12 protein-coding genes and 1 pseudogene are annotated in these 18,374 nt (G+C 39.7%); all 13 read left to right on the forward strand.

Features of this window, described 5'->3' with window-relative positions:
- Window positions 1-3: 3 nt before the first annotated feature.
- The 13 genes and pseudogenes from gyrB (at window position 4) to SORDD24_RS06515 (ending at window position 18,282) form a co-directional block, all read left to right on the forward strand.
- Window positions 4-1,950, forward strand: coding sequence for a DNA topoisomerase (ATP-hydrolyzing) subunit B (gyrB, locus tag SORDD24_RS06460; RefSeq protein WP_061408805.1), 1,947 nt, complete (start codon window positions 4-6; stop codon window positions 1,948-1,950).
- Window positions 1,951-2,030: 80 nt separating this feature from the next.
- Window positions 2,031-3,758: a septation ring formation regulator EzrA gene (ezrA, locus tag SORDD24_RS06465; protein ID WP_061408808.1), complete on the forward strand. Its 1,728-nt coding sequence runs from the start codon at window positions 2,031-2,033 to the stop codon at window positions 3,756-3,758.
- A 102-nt stretch (window positions 3,759-3,860) separates the two neighbouring features.
- Window positions 3,861-5,252: a peptidoglycan-N-acetylglucosamine deacetylase PgdA gene (gene pgdA / locus SORDD24_RS06470; protein WP_061409534.1), complete on the forward strand. Its 1,392-nt coding sequence runs from the start codon at window positions 3,861-3,863 to the stop codon at window positions 5,250-5,252.
- Between the two features lie 79 nt (window positions 5,253-5,331).
- Complete coding sequence (locus SORDD24_RS06475) at window positions 5,332-6,174, forward strand: aldo/keto reductase (protein ID WP_061408811.1); 843 nt, start codon at window positions 5,332-5,334, stop codon at window positions 6,172-6,174.
- A gap of 288 nt (window positions 6,175-6,462) precedes the next feature.
- Window positions 6,463-10,974: a S8 family serine peptidase gene (locus tag SORDD24_RS06480; RefSeq protein WP_061408814.1), complete on the forward strand. Its 4,512-nt coding sequence runs from the start codon at window positions 6,463-6,465 to the stop codon at window positions 10,972-10,974.
- A gap of 317 nt (window positions 10,975-11,291) precedes the next feature.
- A complete protein-coding gene (locus SORDD24_RS10880) occupies window positions 11,292-11,663 on the forward strand; it encodes a GFA family protein (protein ID WP_081103529.1) in 372 nt (123 codons plus the stop codon).
- A gap of 210 nt (window positions 11,664-11,873) precedes the next feature.
- Complete coding sequence (glyQ, locus tag SORDD24_RS06490) at window positions 11,874-12,791, forward strand: glycine--tRNA ligase subunit alpha (protein WP_000038733.1); 918 nt, start codon at window positions 11,874-11,876, stop codon at window positions 12,789-12,791.
- Window positions 12,792-13,002: 211 nt separating this feature from the next.
- Window positions 13,003-15,039, forward strand: coding sequence for a glycine--tRNA ligase subunit beta (glyS, locus tag SORDD24_RS06495; protein ID WP_061408820.1), 2,037 nt, complete (start codon window positions 13,003-13,005; stop codon window positions 15,037-15,039).
- A 41-nt stretch (window positions 15,040-15,080) separates the two neighbouring features.
- Window positions 15,081-15,338, forward strand: coding sequence for a DUF896 family protein (locus tag SORDD24_RS06500; RefSeq protein ID WP_049478328.1), 258 nt, complete (start codon window positions 15,081-15,083; stop codon window positions 15,336-15,338).
- A 281-nt stretch (window positions 15,339-15,619) separates the two neighbouring features.
- Window positions 15,620-15,730, forward strand: a pseudogene (locus tag SORDD24_RS10885) (SAM-dependent methyltransferase); the annotation flags it as partial.
- Window positions 15,731-15,969: 239 nt separating this feature from the next.
- Entirely contained in the window at window positions 15,970-16,566 is a 597-nt protein-coding gene (locus SORDD24_RS06505) for a TetR/AcrR family transcriptional regulator (protein WP_061408823.1), read from the forward strand.
- A complete protein-coding gene (locus tag SORDD24_RS06510) occupies window positions 16,566-17,519 on the forward strand; it encodes an ABC transporter ATP-binding protein (RefSeq protein WP_061408826.1) in 954 nt (317 codons plus the stop codon). Before SORDD24_RS06505 ends, SORDD24_RS06510 begins: the two co-directional genes overlap by 1 nt.
- A complete protein-coding gene (locus SORDD24_RS06515; protein ID WP_061408829.1) occupies window positions 17,506-18,282 on the forward strand; it encodes an ABC transporter permease in 777 nt (258 codons plus the stop codon). Before SORDD24_RS06510 ends, SORDD24_RS06515 begins: the two co-directional genes overlap by 14 nt.
- The last annotated feature ends 92 nt before the right edge of the window (window positions 18,283-18,374 follow it).

The raw sequence follows: 18,374 nt of genomic DNA on the forward strand, positions 1-18,374 counted from the left end.
AAAATGACAGAAGAAATCAAAAACCAACAGGCACAGGATTATGATGCCAGTCAAATTCAAGTTTTAGAAGGTCTGGAAGCCGTTCGTATGCGTCCAGGTATGTATATCGGATCGACTGCTAAAGAGGGTCTTCACCACCTAGTCTGGGAAATTGTTGATAACTCTATTGACGAGGCCTTGGCTGGATTTGCTAGTCATATCCAAGTCTTTATCGAACCTGATGATTCTATTACAGTTGTGGATGACGGTCGTGGAATTCCTGTTGATATTCAAGAAAAGACGGGACGTCCTGCTGTTGAGACAGTCTTTACGGTTCTTCACGCTGGAGGAAAATTCGGCGGTGGCGGATATAAGGTATCAGGTGGACTCCACGGAGTAGGTTCATCAGTAGTAAACGCTCTTTCAACGCAACTAGATGTTCATGTTCACAAAAACGGCAAAATTCATTACCAAGAATACCGTCGTGGTCATGTTGTTGCTGATCTTGAGGTCGTTGGAGATACAGATAAAACAGGAACTACAGTTCACTTCACACCAGACCCAGAGATTTTTACAGAAACAACGACTTTTGACTTTGAAAAATTAAACAAACGTGTTCAAGAATTAGCCTTTTTGAACCGAGGACTTCGAATTTCAATTACAGACAAGCGTGAAGGTCTCGAACAAACCAAGCATTATCACTATGAAGGTGGAATTGCTAGCTACGTTGAGTATATCAACGAAAATAAGGATGTGATCTTTGATACACCAATCTACACAGACGGTGAAATGGATGATATCACAGTTGAAGTAGCCATGCAGTACACAACCGGTTACCACGAAAACGTCATGAGTTTCGCCAATAACATTCACACCCATGAAGGTGGTACGCATGAGCAAGGTTTCCGTACAGCACTGACGCGTGTTATCAACGATTATGCCCGCAAGAATAAACTGCTAAAAGACAATGAAGACAACCTGACAGGGGAAGATGTTCGTGAAGGTTTGACTGCTGTTATCTCTGTCAAGCATCCAAATCCGCAGTTTGAAGGACAAACCAAGACCAAACTGGGAAATAGCGAAGTGGTTAAGATTACCAACCGCCTCTTTAGCGATGCCTTTTCTGATTTCCTCATGGAGAATCCACAGATTGCCAAGCGCATCGTGGAAAAAGGGATTTTGGCTGCCAAGGCTCGTGTAGCTGCTAAGCGTGCGCGTGAAGTCACTCGCAAGAAATCTGGCTTGGAAATTTCCAATCTTCCTGGGAAATTAGCAGACTGTTCTTCAAATAACCCTGCTGAAACCGAACTCTTCATCGTTGAGGGAGACTCAGCTGGTGGATCAGCTAAATCTGGTCGTAACCGTGAATTCCAAGCTATCTTGCCAATTCGTGGTAAGATCTTGAACGTTGAAAAAGCCAGCATGGATAAAATTCTTGCCAACGAAGAAATTCGGAGCCTTTTCACAGCCATGGGAACAGGTTTTGGGGCAGAATTTGATGTCACTAAGGCTCGTTACCAAAAACTCGTTTTGATGACCGATGCCGATGTTGATGGAGCCCACATTCGAACCCTCTTACTGACTCTGATTTACCGCTACATGAAGCCAATTCTAGAAGCTGGATATGTCTACATTGCCCAACCGCCAATTTACGGAGTAAAAGTTGGAAGTGAGATTAAAGAATACATCCAGCCAGGTGCGGATCAAGAAATTAAACTCCAAGAAGCCTTAGCACGTCATAGTGAAGGGCGTTCAAAACCAACCATCCAACGTTATAAAGGTTTGGGAGAAATGGATGACCACCAATTGTGGGAAACAACCATGGATCCAGAACATCGCTTGATGGCGCGTGTTTCGGTAGATGATGCTGCCGAAGCAGATAAGATCTTTGATATGTTGATGGGGGATCGAGTAGAACCTCGTCGCGAATTTATTGAAGAAAACGCTGTTTATAGTACACTTGACGTCTAAAAATTGTGGGAAATAGTTCCCTTGGTTTAAAAAATATGATATAATCATTACGATTGTTTCTAGTATAAAAGGAGTTTGATATGTCTAATGGACAACTAATTTATCTAATGGTTGCGATTGCAGTCATTTTGATCCTAGCTTATGTAGCAGTTATCTTTTTACGTAAGCGTAATGTAAGTCGATTAACGGCCCTTGAAGAAAGAAAAGAAGAACTCTACAACCTTCCAGTTAATGATGAGGTTGAAGCCGTTAAAAACATGCACTTGATTGGTCAAAGTCAGGTAACCTTCCGTGAATGGAATCAAAAATGGGTCGATTTATCACTTAACTCATTTGCTGATATTGAAAACCATCTCTTTGAAGCTGAAAGCTACAACAATTCTTTCCGTTTCTTTAAAGCAACACACAAAATTGATCAAATTGAGAGCCAAATCGACTTGATCGAAGAAGACATTGCAGCTATTCGCAATGCACTCTCGGAACTTGAAAAACAAGAATCTAAAAACAGTGGTCGTGTCTTGCACGCTTTGGACTTGTTTGAAACACTCCAGCACACTGTTGCAGAAAACTCAGAAAAATATGGAAAAGCCCTTCCTGAGATTGAGAAACAATTGGAAAATATCCAATCAGAATTTTCTCAATTTGTTACCTTGAACTCATCAGGTGACCCAGTTGAAGCTGCGGCTATTCTAGATGCTACTGAAAACCATATTCTTGCTTTAACTCATATCGTTGATCGTATTCCGGTTCTAGTTGAAACATTGACAACAGACCTACCAGATCAATTGTCAGATTTGGAAGAAGGCTATCGCAAGCTGTTGGATGCCAACTTCCACTTCACTGAAACAGATATCGAGTCACGTTTCCAACTTTTGTATGAAGCCTTGAAGGAAAATCAAGAAAACATCCGCCAGTTGGAGTTGGATAATGCTGAGTATGAAAATAATCGCATCCAAGAAGAAATCAATGCACTTTATGATATCTTCACTCGCGAAATTGCAGCTCAAAAAGTAGTTGAAAGTCTTCTTTCAACATTGCCAACTTACCTCAATCACCTGAAAGAAAACAACCAAGTTCTAGTTCAAGACCTTGAACGTTTGAACAAAGCATACCTTCTTCCAGAAAGTGATGGAAACCATGTTCGTCGCCTTCAAGCAGAATTGGCAGCACTTGATACAGCTGTCTTAGAGGTAACAGAGGACCAAGGTGAGCCAACTCAAGCCTTCTCTGTTCTTGAAGAACAGTTGGAAATGCTGCAAAGCAACCTCAAAGATATTGAGGATGAGCAAATCTCTGTGAGCGAACGACTTGCCCAAATCGAAAAAGTTGATCTCAATGCTCGTCAAAAAGCAAATGTTTATGTGAATCGTTTGCATACCATTAAACGATACATGGAGAAGAGAAACTTGCCAGGTATTCCTCAAAGTTTCTTGAAACTCTTCTTTACTGCAAGCCACAACACAGAGGATTTGATGGCAGAGTTAGAGCAACCACAAGTGAATATTGAATCCGTTAAACGAATTCTTGAAGTCGCAACCAATGATATGGAAGCACTTGAAACAGAAACCTACGATATTGTTCAATATGCAACCTTGACTGAGCAACTCTTGCAATACTCAAACCGTTACCGTTCATTTGATGAACGTATCCAAGAGGCTTTTAATGAAGCGCTTGAAATTTTTGAGAAAGACTTTGACTATAAAACATCATTTGAAAAGATTTCACAAGCCTTGGAAGTTGCAGAACCAGGAGTTACAAACCGTTTTGTGACCTCATATGAGAAAACACGTGAAACGATTCGTTTCTAAATGAAAAGCTTAGATACTTCTAAGCTTTTTTATTTTTCTAAAAAGAAGTCAGAATTCTTGTTTATCATTGAAATAATAGCCCTGATTTGTTATGATGGAAATATGAAAAAAAATAGAGCAAAACGTGTGTCTCACGATAAAAAGAGAAGTATACTTCTTGCTTTTGTAGGGATTTTAGGAACCGCTACGATTCTATTAGGGAGTGCTATTGGTTATAAGCTGCTACAAAAGCAATCTTATGAACAAAAAATTGAAGCGCTAAAAAGCGAAAAGGACCAACAATTCAACTCAGGTAGTCAGAGAGGCCATTTCCGAAAAGGTCAAGCTGAGGTGATTGCCTACTATCCTCTTCAAGGAGAGGAAGTCATTGCGTCTGTTAGAGAAAAAATCAACCAAGACATCAAAGAAAAGCTGGAAGATAAAGAGGATTTGGTCTTTTATTATACGGAGCAGTTGGATCAGGTTCTAAAGGGAGTTCTTGCTCGTAATATTAGTAAGCAAGTTTACGATTTGTCTGCAGCAAAGGTTGAAGAAAAAGAAAAGACGTCTTTAGGAAAAGTTTTCTTGACAGAAGATGGAAAAACTTTTGATCTCAGTAGGCTTTTCAAAGATGCTAGCAAGGCTAAGGAACTCCTATTGAGTCAAATCAAATCGACTCTAGAAGATAAGAAACTTGACCAGACAAAAATTGATCAGGTCCTAAAAAACTTTACAGATCAAGATCTGGCTTCATGGAGCTTTGATTATAAAGATAGTCAAATCATCCTTTATCCTGCTAATCCAGGGGAGACTTTGGAGGAAATTGCTCTACCGATATCCAGTTTCTTTGATGTTTTGGAGTCCTCTTATCTATTAGAAAAAGATGCTGAACTCTATCAGGCTTATTTTGCACAAAAAGACAAAAAAGTTGTGGCTTTGACCTTTGACGATGGTCCAAATCCGTCTACAACTACACAAGCTTTGGATACATTAGCTAAGTACAAAGTAAAGGCGACCTTCTTTGTACTTGGTAAAAACATCGCCGGAAATGAAGACATCCTTAAACGGATGAAGTCTGAAGGACATGTGGTTGCCAACCACAGCTGGAGTCATCCTGTTCTTTCCCAACTATCTCTCGAAGATGCTAAAAAACAAATTACTGATACAGAAGATTTGTTAACCCAAGTTCTAGGTTCGAGTTCTAAACTCATGCGCCCTCCTTATGGTGCCATTACAGATGATATCCGTAACAGTCTGGACTTGAGCTTTATCATGTGGGATGTGGATAGTTTGGACTGGAAGAGTAAGAATGAAGCAGCTATTTTGACAGAGATTCAGCGTCAGGTTCGTAATGGATCGATCGTTCTTATGCATGATATACATGGTCCTTCTGTTAATTCCCTACCAAGTATCATTGAATATCTGAAAGAACAAGGTTATACATTTGTGACCGTTCCGGAAATGCTGAACTCTCGCTTGAAGGCTCACGAAATGTATTATGACCGTGATCAATAATTTTCAAAATCTAAAGAGACATGCCTCTGTTAATCTGGTTTTGTTTCTTTAGATTTTCTTCACATAGAAAGGAAAAACTATGAAATCTTATACCCTTAATAACGGAATTTCAATCCCAGTTTTAGGATTTGGGACCTGGAAAGCTGAAAATGGAGAAGTAGCCTACCAAGCTGTTTTAGAAGCCTTGAAGGCTGGTTATCGTCATATCGATACTGCAGCTATCTATAAAAATGAGGAGAGTGTTGGTCGCGCTATTCGAGATAGCGGTGTTTCACGCCAAGAAATCTTTGTGACGACCAAACTCTGGAACACCAATCACAGCTATGAAGAAGCTCGACATGCTTTTGAGCAATCAATGGAAAAATTGGGATTGGACTATCTAGATTTGTACCTGATCCATTGGCCAAATCCAAAACCACTAAGAGAAAATGAGGCATGGAAAACTCGCAATGCCGATGTCTGGAGGGCGATGGAGGATTTGTACCAAGAAGGGAAAATTCGTGCTATCGGCGTTAGTAATTTCCTTCCCAAGCATTTGGATGCTTTGCTTGAAACAGCAAAAATTGTTCCTGCAGTCAATCAGGTACGCTTGGCACCAGGAGTTTATCAAGAGGAAGTGGTTGACTACTGTAGAGAGAAAGGAATTCTCCTAGAGGCTTGGGGACCTTTTGGCCAAGGAGAGTTGTTTGAAAAGAAAGAAGTCCAAGAAATTGCTGCTAAGCATGGGAAATCAGTGGCTCAAATCGCCTTGGCTTGGAGTTTATTAGAAGGTTTCTTACCTCTACCTAAGTCCGTAACAGCCTCTCGCATCCAGAGCAATCTTGACTGTTTTGGGATTGAACTCAGCAAGGAAGAGCGAGAAATCTTAAAGAGTATTTCTGTGACTTCTGGCGCACCACGTGTGGATGAGATGGATTTTTAGTTTGTAAAATCTATTTATACCGAAATAACAAAGACTAGGAATTTTAAATCCTAGTCTTTTTATGTATTAAAAATCCAAATTGTTTGTATAATAAAATAATTTTATGGATTGAAATATAGGAACAATTTTAGAAAATATTGGTTTGATAGAACAAATAACACGAATGATAAAATTAAATAAGCAAAATATATACGTAAATATTACATTTTTGTGACAATTCAGATTTTTGTGAATATTTCTTTTTATTTGCGCTATAATAGGTATAATTTAAATAAAAGGAGATTGTTTATGAATAGACGACAACGTTTTTCATTACGAAAATACAAATTTGGTCTTGCTTCAGTCTTACTGGGGACTGCTTTGGTTTTTGGGGCGAGTCAAGTCAGTGCCAATGAACAGAATACTGGTGAAAATCAAGTTCAAACTGAGGCAATCAAGACAGAGCTAAAAGATGATAAACACTTAAACTCTTCGACTGACCAATCCAATACTCATGTGATAGCACCAGTAGCTGAAGGGAAACAGGAAGTTGAAGCTTCTAAAGAAGATATTAGCAATCAATTTGCTAAGGAAGATGCTCCTGTTGAAAAAACTGCCGAAGCCCAAGAACCAGGAAAAGATAGCACAGTTGCAAAAGAAACAGACCAAGGTGTCGTCCAAAAAGAAACAACAGTCGATACGACTACCGCGCCTGCCACTGAGAAGGTCTCTACTATAGAGAAAAAAGAGGCTCAAGCAACGACAGCTTCTAAACCTGCTGGCGAGACACCAACTGCTGAAAATGCGCAAGGAACTGCTGAATCTGCAAAACCCAATAGCCTTTCCAGCAATGATATCATCACAGTACCAAAAACTTGGGAGGCTGGTTACAAAGGGAAAGGGACCGTTGTTGCCATAATTGACTCTGGACTTGATTTGAATCATGAGGTTCTTCGAATTTCGGATCCGTCAAAAGCAAAATTTAAAAACAAGGAAGCCATCGAAGCAGCTAAAAAGGCTGCTGGGATCGACTACGGTAAATGGTATAGTGATAAGGTTGTCTATGCCTATGACTACTTTGATGGAACGGATAAGATCAAAGAAGCAGAAAGAACTTCTCATGGGATGCACGTAACAGGGATTGCTGCTGGAAATCCTGATAAAGAAGCACCGAATGGAGAAAAAGTATATGGTGTGGCGCCAGAAGCTCAAGTCATGTTTATGCGTGTCTTTTCAGATCGTCAGAGAACAACTGGTTCTGCCCTTTATGTCAAAGCGATTGATGACGCGGTTGCCTTAGGAGCGGATGCCATTAATATGAGTTTGGGATCTAGCACTGGTTCTATGGTGGATGCTGGTTCTGATATCGTTGATGCTATCAAACGGGCTCGTGCCAAGGGAGTTTCTGTTCTCATCTCTGCAGGAAATAGCAATACATTTGGAAATGGTTATTCAAAACCGCTAGCCGAAAATCCAGACTATGGCTTGGTTGGAAATCCTTCCACTGTTGAAGATTCGATTTCAGTTGCTTCTGTCAACAACAAAACATTGACAACAGCGGTTTTTGAAGTCAAAGGTCTAGAGGGAAATGCCGGCCTTCATAACGGAAAATTTGATTATAATCAACCTGAGGCAGATAAGGACTTTGAAAAGGGAAAAGAGTATGAATACGTCGAAGCAGGGTTAGGTCGTGAAGAAGACTTTGCGAAGTTGGATTTAACTGGGAAACTTGCCCTCATTCAGCGTGGAGCCATGAACTTTTCAGAGAAAATCAAAAATGCACGAAAACACGGTGCAGTTGGTGCTTTGATCTACAATAATGTAGAAGGTGCAAACATCAATATGGCTATTGATGATGAAGCAAAGAAAATTCCTTCAGTATTTATTTCTAAACAGTATGGTGAAGCCCTGAAATCAGGAAAATACAAGGTTGTTTTTAATGACAAGATGGATAATCGCCCATCTGATGTTGCCAATCAGCTATCTGACTTTTCAAGTTGGGGGGTGACTACTGATGGACAATTGAAACCAGACGTAACAGCTCCTGGTGGCAATATCTACTCATCCTTTAATGACAATACCTATGGAAGTATTAGTGGCACCAGTATGGCGGCTCCTCACGTTACGGGTGTTGCAGTTTTGGTTAAAGAATACCTTCAAAAACACCATCCAGAATTGACTCCTGAGCAAGTATCAGAGACTGTCAAGGCCTTGATCATGTCAACTGCAAAACCACATGTTAATAAGGATACAGGCACTTATACCTCTCCTCGTCAGCAAGGTTCTGGTATTGTGGATACAGCTGCTGCAGTGTCAACAGACCTCTATGTAACGGGTGAAAATGGTTATCCAAGTGTGACATTAGGAAATGTTGGAGATCAATTTACTTTCAAGGTCACTGTACACAATATTTCAGATACTGACCGTACTCTCAAGATGGTAGTGAATACCAATACAGACGAAGTCCAAGATGGGAAATTCACCCTTCGACCTCGAAAACTAACGGAGACAGTCTGGCCTGAAGTGACGGTCAAAGCCCACAGCAGTCAAACAGTCACTGTTAAAGTGGATGCTCGAAAATTTGCTGCTGAACTCAGCAAACAAATGCCAAATGGCTATTTCCTTGAAGGTTTTGTTCGCTTTGTAGATCCAGCAGATGATGGGGATATTGTGAGTCTTGCATTTATGGGCTTCCGAGGTGAATTCCAAAATCTCCCCGCTGTCGAAAAACCAATTTACAACCTTGTTCGAGAAGGGAAAAATGGATTTTACACGGAAGTAGACAAGGAAAATCCTGCCGTTAACTACTCTAATGATGCCACCTATCTCGCAACCTTGCAAAATGACCTTCTAGTTTCTCAAGGTCAACGCCAAGGACGACGAATTACCGTTCTTGGAATTGAACAAAATGCTGAAGGTAAGCATGTTCTTCAGTTGGACGAAAAAGGAAATGTCCGTATTGCCATTTCTCCAAACGATGATGGAAACAAAGACCTAGTTGAATACAAAACGGTTGCTTTGAGAAATCTTGTAAATCTTCGGGCTACAGTTTATGCGGCTACGGATACCAAGCATGAACATCCCATTTGGGTGGGCGATGCAAAGGATCTCCGTAAGAATTATTTTGATGGAGACAGTAGAAATCTGAAAAGCTATATTCTAGATAATACTGCTTGGAGAGGTCAGGATTTTAATGGCAATACCGTAGCGGATGGTTTATATGACTATGTTATCAGTTATACACCAGACGTTCCAGGAGCTAAAGAACAATACACGACCTTTAAAATTCAAATTGATACTCAAAAACCTGTCATCACAAGTGGTTATATTCGCTTTAAAGATGGAAATCAAGAATTCGTAGCTCGCAAACCAAAAGATGTTGGTCAAGGCGGTATCCTTTCAGAAAAAGTCTTCTATATTACACCATTTGACCAGAAAGGGACCATGGTTCTAACTGGGAAAGACCAGTCTGGAATGCGTGCGTTTGAAAACACCCATCTAATCAAAGCCAATGCCGACGGTAGTTATACACTTCCTAAGGATGTTGACAAGGCTAATATTTACTATCTTGTAGAGGACTATGCAGGGAATGTAGACTATATCTCGCTTGCTGAACTTGTGCGCGATCAAAATAGTGGTCGAGTGAAAATTGCCTTGAAGGATGCGAAAACAAACCAAGATATTGATACCCTATACGTCTATCGAATCAAAAATAGCAAGGGACAATATGTCGATGTCGACAAGTCAAAAGCGATTCATTTCTTACAGTTTGGTCATTATACAGCAGAAATTTTCAGTTATGACCGAACAGAACTGAAATTTATCAGCGCCTTAGCCCAAGAGTTTGACCTGACGGAAGAAAATAGTTTCCAAACCATTACCTTCCTAGCAAATCTCCTAGAATATGCACCTGTGTCTGTTTCCTTCAATCGAGCAGTTCCAAAGACGACTACAGTAGTTTTGAAAGGAGAAGATGGGACAAGTATCACTCTTCCTGCTGAAAAATACGGTCAATACGCCTTTGGTAAGAAAGTTGCTACAGGTCGTTATATTGTACAAGTCACCTTGCCAACTGGATATGAACTCCTTGAAGATCTCGTTTCCTTGCTCGTTCAACCAGGTCGAAATAATGCTTTGCGTCTATCTGTTGTGTCTAAGTTGGCCTTGCTTGCTGTGGTAAATCAACAAAAAGAACTGGTAGAAACGTCTCGTTACTTTAATAGTAGTGCAGACAAGAGAAAAGCTTATGACCGAGCTTTCCAAGTGGCACAGTCAGCCTTGTCAAGCAAGTTGAAGCAAGAATTGATTGATGGCGTTCTCGCTAGTCTTGAAGCTGCTGGTAAGGCTTTGGATGGAAAAGATTCGAATGTTGCTGCCTTGAAAGAAGCTATGAAAGCTTACTATGCAATGACTAAAACTGGACGATATGCTAATGCCAAGGAAAAAGTACGTCGAGCTTATGATCGTGCCTTCAAAGAAATTGCCTTACTAGCTGTGGATCCTAAAGTCAAACAGGATCAAATTGACCAATCTCTTATTGCCCTAGCTACAGCTAAAAGTAAACTAAATGGCAAGGCCACAGACTTCTCTAGTCTAAAGAAAATGGTCAAGGATGAGCGCCTTTTCCAAGAAAAGAACGCGAGATTTATCTATGCAGATAAGAAAGAAAAAGTAGCTTATCTTTTAACTTTTAAAGAGGCACAGGAACTCCTTAAAGATCCAGGAGCGAGTCAAGAAGATGTCAAAGATGCCATTACAGCATTGAAACAAGCCAAGAGAAATCTGCATGGCAAAAAGCCAAAAGCGAAAAGACATCCTTAAACAGGACTTTCTGAAGCTTTACTATTAAATGAGTCTGGAACTTTGTTTTCAGACTCATTTTTGGTTTACACTAGCTAGAAAATCTGCTATAATACTAGCTAGGAAAGAAAGTCTTATGGCGTTCTTCAAGCGAGCTTGGGGTAGTGGGAGCCAAGTAGAACAAGGTAAGAAACTGGCACTTTCTGTCGTATTTTTAAAAACAATGAAGTAATAAATTAGGGTGGAACCGCGTTTCTGACGCCCCTAGTCGCAAGGCTTGGGTGTTGAAATTCGGTTCTTTTTGAATTTCGTCTAATACCTAAGTGGAAAGGAGCATAATGATTAAAGGATCTTGTTTATGTAAAGCAGTCACCTACACTTTAGATGAAGAATTGTCGGAAATAGTTTTTTGCCACTGCTCATTCTGTCGGAAAGCAACTGCGTCTGCCTATACAGTGAATGCCAAAGTTAGCAGTAAAAACCTAGTATTGCATGGAAAAGAACAGTTGGTTACCTATAGTTCATCTCCAGGAAAACAACGCTATTACTGTCAGAACTGTCATAGTCAAATTTTCACTGCTCAAGAAAATATACCAGAAGTCTGTGCTTTGAAACTAGGTACAATAGACGAATGCGATCAGAATTTACAAACTGTTCCCAAACGTCATATTTTTCAGGACCCAGCTTTTTCTTGGTTGCTTGATGAATAAAGCTAAAAAGATAATATAAACTAAAGGAGTAAACAATGTCTAAAAAATTGACTTTCCACTGCGTCAGTGGCATAGACCTCCTTACAGTCGGACTGCCCCACGCTCAGCGCTAGGGTGCTGAGCTAGACGCAGTACTAACTCGTCTTGCCTCGTATAATCGACGAGGTAGACTCGTGTCGCAAGAAATCATTTTTTATTAAGGAGTATTCAATGTCTAAGAAATTAACATTTCAAGAAATTATTTTGACTTTGCAACAATTTTGGAATGACCAAGGTTGTATGCTTATGCAGGCTTATGACAATGAAAAAGGTGCGGGAACCATGAGTCCTTACACCTTCCTTCGCGCTATCGGACCTGAGCCATGGAATGCGGCTTATGTAGAGCCATCACGTCGTCCTGCTGACGGTCGTTACGGGGAAAACCCTAACCGCCTCTACCAACACCACCAATTCCAAGTGGTCATGAAGCCTTCTCCATCAAATATCCAAGAGCTTTACCTTGAGTCTTTGGAAAAATTGGGTATCAATCCTTTGGAGCACGATATCCGTTTCGTTGAGGACAACTGGGAAAATCCTTCAACTGGTTCAGCTGGTCTTGGATGGGAAGTTTGGCTTGATGGGATGGAAATCACTCAGTTCACTTATTTCCAACAAGTTGGTGGATTGGCAACTGGGCCTGTGACTGCGGAAGTTACTTATGGTTTGGAACGCTTGGCTTCTTACATTCAAGAAGTTGATTCTGTCTATGATATCGAGTGGGCCGATGGTGTAAAATACGGAGAAATCTTTATCCAGCCTGAGTACGAGCACTCAAAATATTCGTTTGAAATTTCTGATCAAGAAATGTTGCTTGAAAACTTTGATAAGTTTGAAAAGGAAGCTGGTCGTGCCTTGGAAGAAGGCTTGGTTCACCCTGCCTATGACTATGTTCTCAAATGTTCACATACCTTTAACCTGCTGGACGCGCGCGGTGCCGTATCTGTAACCGAGCGTGCGGGCTATATCGCTCGTATCCGTAACTTGGCCCGTGTCGTAGCCAAAACCTTTGTCGCAGAACGCAAACGCCTAGGCTACCCACTTTTAGATGAAGCAACACGAGCTAAACTCTTAGCAGAAGACGCAGAATAAAGAGAGTGACAAATTACGAAAATGGGCGAACAGAGTGAGCCCTGAGCCAGTTGCCGCAGTGATGAAGGTATCCTTAGTGAAGCTAAGGATACTAGGCAAAATTGGAGACTTTCGGCTCCAATTTTAGCAATGAAACAACGAAGTTGGTTGCTTGCGTGCCAATCACATAAGGCAAACTGGAAAATAAAAAGATACTTTTCGGAGAAAAAACATGACAAAAAACTTATTAGTAGAACTCGGTCTTGAAGAGTTACCAGCCTACGTAGTAACTCCAAGTGAAAAACAACTAGGTGAAAAAATGGCAGCCTTCCTCAAAGAAAATCGCCTTTCCTTTGAAGCCATTCAAACCTTCTCAACACCACGTCGTTTGGCTGTTCGTGTGACTGGTCTTGCAGACAAGCAATCTGATTTGACAGAAGATTTCAAGGGACCAGCAAAGAAAATTGCCTTGGATAGTGATGGAAACTTCACCAAAGCAGCTCAAGGATTTGTCCGTGGGAAAGGCTTGACAGTTGAAGATATTGAATTCCGTGAAATCAAGGGTGAAGAATATGTCTATGTTACCAAGGAAGAAGTGGGGCAACCAGTTGAAGCCATTGTTCCTGGTGTCGTGGATGTCTTAAAATCCCTAACTTTCCCTGTCAGCATGCACTGGGCTAACAACACCTTTGAATACATCCGCCCTGTTCACACTTTAACTGTTCTTTTAGATGAAGAAGAGTTTGACTTGGATTTCCTTGATATCAAGGGCGGTCGTGTAAGCCGTGGCCATCGTTTCTTGGGACAAGAAACTAAGATTCAGTCAGCATTGAGCTACGAAGAAGACCTTCGTGAACAGTTTGTAATCGCGGATCCACGTGAACGTGAGCAAATGATTGTTGACCAAATCAAGGCAATCGAAGCTGAACATGGGGTACGCATCGAAATTGATGCTGACTTGCTGAACGAAGTCTTGAACTTGGTTGAATACCCAACTGCCTTCATGGGAAGTTTTGATGCTAAATACCTTGACGTTCCAGAAGAAGTTTTGGTGACATCAATGAAGGAACACCAACGCTACTTCGTTGTCCGCGATCAAGATGGAAAACTCTTGCCAAACTTTATTTCTGTTCGTAACGGAAACGCAGAGCATTTGGAAAATGTCATCAAGGGTAACGAAAAAGTTTTAGTTGCCCGTTTGGAAGACGGAGAATTCTTCTGGCGTGAAGACCAAAAATTGGTCATTGCAGATCTTGTCGAAAAATTAAACAACGTCACCTTCCATGAAAAGATTGGTTCTCTTCGTGAGCACATGATTCGTACTGGTCAGATTGCTATTCTCTTGGCAGAAAAGGCAGGCTTGTCAGTGGATGAAACAGTTGATCTAGCTCGTGCAGCGGCCATTTACAAGTTTGACTTGTTGACGGGTATGGTTGGTGAGTTTGATGAGCTCCAAGGTATTATGGGTGAGAAATATGCTCTTCTTGCTGGAGAAACTCCAGCAGTTGCAGCAGCTATTCGTGAACACTACATGCCGACAGCTGCTGAAGGAGAACTTCCAGAGAGCAAGGTGGGAGCCATTCTAGCCATTGCAGACAAATTGGATACGATTTTGAGTTTCTTCTCAGTAGGCTTGATTCCATCAGGTTCTAATGACCCTTATGCCCTTCGTCGTGCGACGCAAGGTGTAGTCCGTATCTTGGATGCTTTTGGTTGGCACATTGCTATGGATGAGTTGATCGATAGCCTTTACAGTTTGAAATTTGACAGCTTGACTTATGAAAATAAAGCAGAGGTTATGGACTTTATCAAGGCTCGTGTTGATAAGATGATGGGTTCTATTCCAAAAGATATCAAGGAAGCAGTTCTTGCAAGTTCGAACTTTGTTGTGGCAGATATACTGGAAGCAGCAAGTGCTCTTGTTGAAGCAAGCAAGAAAGAAGATTTCAAATCGTCTGTTGAATCCCTCTCACGTGCTTTCAACTTGGCTGAAAAAGCAGAAGGATATGATACTCTTGATCCTGCCCTCTTTGAGAATGAAGAAGAGAAATCCTTGGCAGAAGCCTTAGAATCACTCGTTTTGTCAGGAACTGCAAGCCAGCAATTAGAACAACTCTTTGCGCTTAGCCCAATTATTGATGCTTTCTTTGAAAATACCATGGTAATGGCCGAAGATCAGGCTGTCCGTCAAAATCGTTTGGCTATCTTGTCGCAATTAACCAAGAAAGCAGCTAAACTTGCTCGTTTCAACCAAATCAATACGAAATAAACTCAGTCAAACGAACTGTATCTTATCACAAAGGAGAAGAAATGGATCCGAAAAAAATCGCTCGCATCAACGAGCTTGCTAAAAAGAAAAAAACAGAAGGCTTAACTTCTGCTGAAAAAGTGGAACAAGCTAAACTTCGTGAGGAGTATATTGAAGGCTATCGTCGTTCTGTTCGTCACCACATCGAGGGAATTAAAGTTGTGGACGAGGAAGGCAATGACGTCACACCAGAAAAACTACGTCAGGTACAACGTGAAAAAGGTTTGCATGGCCGTAGTTTAGATGATCCTAACTCATAAAATGAAAGGGGCTTGTAGATGATTTACAAGCCCCTTTTCTTTTTCAATAAAAAAGAGTCTGGGACAAAAGTCTAACCTTCAATATAAAAAGCGAACAAAACGAGTTATCTGACACTCAGAATTCTGTCTTGTTCACTTTTTTGCTCTAATCTATCGATTTTAAAAATTTATAATAAGGAATACCTAAAATCAAAATCTTTTTGTCTCAGACTCTTTGTTTTAAATGAAGTAGTAAACCGCAAGCGTTTGGCAGAAGCTTGCTTGAACAATGCTCAGCTAATCTTAGTTACCTGCCTCAGCGGGACTTCACTGTTGCCCTCTACAAGACCATCAATCAGATTAACCATCCGCCTTTCTTGGTCATGATTGAGAAATTGAGAGAAGGCACTTGAGCTACAATAAGGATACAGAGAGAAAAGCCAGATAATAGGAGCTTTCAGTACTGTATCCTTATTTTTTAAATCGTGAAAATCGAATAATTAGGTCTAAATGAAGAGAATTGAGGTGTGTGTAAATTTAAAATCTTATATTTTCTTACATAGAAGATATAAGACTTTTGACATTTTTCAGTTTATATGATAAGCTATGACTGTAAAACCAAAAAACGTCATAGAGTTTTTAGGAGGAAGTTATGGCTACTGCTTTTACTACTGAAGAAAAAGAAGTAATTAGAAAGAAATTACATAAAGTTGCAAAGGAATGCCTTCAAAGATATGGGGTTAAGAAAACCACAGTTGACCAGATGGCAGCAATGGTAGATATTTCCAAAGGTTCTTTTTATAATTTTTATTCCTCAAAAGAAATGTTATTTTTTGCGGTCTTAGAAGAATATCAAATAGATGTTATGAATCGCCTGACAGAACAATTAGATATGGAAGCCAAGATAGATACAAGTCGTCTGGTAGAGTTACTTTATGATTTTTATCAAGGTTTTCGCTATTCATTTATGTATACCATATTTAAAAATCATGAAATGGAATTACTCGTAAGAAAATTGCCGAAAGAGGCGATAACAAATCATCATCTGATAGACGATAGGATGGTTAAAAAAATTGTGTCTCGAATCAACATTAAAGAAAATGTATCGGTAGAAATCGTCTCTGCTTTATTTAGAACGATTGCTATGACTATATTACACATCGAGGAAATCGGTGGAGAACAATTTGATATCGCATTGAAGTTCGTTATACAAGGAATTGTTGAACAAATTACTAAGGAGGATAGGTAATGGTGAAAGAAGCAATTAGAACCGCAAAGCTTTCTAAAAGATATGGAACAAAAAATGTTGTCGACAACTTGAATCTTTCAATAAAACCTGGTGAAATAGTAGGTTTTTTAGGACTAAATGGTGCAGGGAAAACAACGACGATGAGAATGATGCTAGGATTGATAAAATCTACATCAGGAGAATGTTATATCCAAGGAAGAAAGTTAGATCTAAGTAATTTAGAACTTCGAAACGAAATAGGTTATATTATTGAGACGCCTTATTCTTATCCAGACTTAACTGTGAGAGAAAATTTAGAAATAGTTAGTAAATTAAGAGGGGTTAATAAAGATAATATTGACTGGGTAATTGAGAAATTAAAACTAAAGCAATATGAACATAAAAAGGAGAAGCATCTTTCTTTAGGAAATGTTGCGCGTTTAGGAATTGCAAAAGCGATTATTCATAAACCTAAAATTCTAATTCTTGATGAGCCAACAAATGGATTAGATCCTTTTGGAGTTATTGAAGTGAGAGAACTATTAAAGGAATTGGCGAATAATCTAGGCACAACTGTTCTTATTTCAAGTCATAATCTGGAAGAAATATCTAAAATTGCTACTAGGATAGTTATTGTACATGAGGGCAGAATTATAAGAGAAGTTGAAAGCAATGAATTAGAGCAGTACTTAGAAAAGAAGTTACTAGTAAGTGGCTCTAATAATAAGGCTATGAAAGAAGTATTATCTAACCAGGGCTATCATGTAAACATTCAATCAGACACAGAAAATAACATCGATTTCTTAGAATTAACTGATACAAAAGCTGTGGAATATCCGGAAAAAATTGCTACATTGCTAGTTAATGCAGGTTATCCACCTAAATCACTGACTGTTGAGAAAGAAGATTTAGAGCGTTATTTCTTAAGAATACTGAATGACTATAATGGAGGTGTTTCGAATGAAAAAGCTTAGTTCCTGTATTTTAATTGAATGGAAAAAGTTAATAAAATCAAAACTTTCCATCGTAACTGCTTGTTCTATCTGTTTAGTTCCTTTTATTGTTGGATTGTTTGCAACTATGATGAAATATCCAGAGAATTTCAAAAATCTTGGTTTGATTTCTGCAAAAATGGAAATGATGAGGATAACAGACTGGTCGTCGTACCTAATGACCGTATCACAAGTCATTTCTGTTGGAGGATTGCTCATTTTTGGATTTACAGCATCTTGGGTTTTTGGTAGAGAATATTCTGATAAAACGATGATAGACCTATTAGCGCTCCCGATGAAAAGAGATACAATCGTATTATCCAAGTTTATCGTTATCGCTCTATGGAGCTATATTCTATCAATTTTTGCACTTTTATTAGGATTATTAGCTGGCAATCTGATTGGGCTTGAGGGTGGGAGCTTAACGGTGATTTTCAAAGGTATACTTACTTTTGGTTATTGTACTACTCTTACGATCATACTCTCTACTCCAGTAGCTTTTTTTGCTTGTTTAGGCCGGGGCTATTTGTCTCCATTGGCATTTATCATTTTTAGTATTATTTTTTCTCAACTTGGTTCTGCTCTTAACTTTGGAAGATACATTCCATGGGCGATCCCTGCACTTGCAAGTGGTATTGCAGGAAAAGCACTATTGAATTTTGGGAGCATTGCCAGTTTATTTGGGGTAAGTATTCTAGGTCTTATCGCAACAATAGCTTGGTGGAGATATGCTGATTACGATTAAAATGAAGTGATAAGAATGCTAATAACACAAAGCTAAGTCTTATTCATTTCAATTCAAAACAACCCCTCCTGTTCAGATTGAAAAACAAGAGG

The organism is Streptococcus oralis (assembly GCF_001579175.1).
GTDB lineage: Bacteria > Bacillota > Bacilli > Lactobacillales > Streptococcaceae > Streptococcus > Streptococcus oralis_O.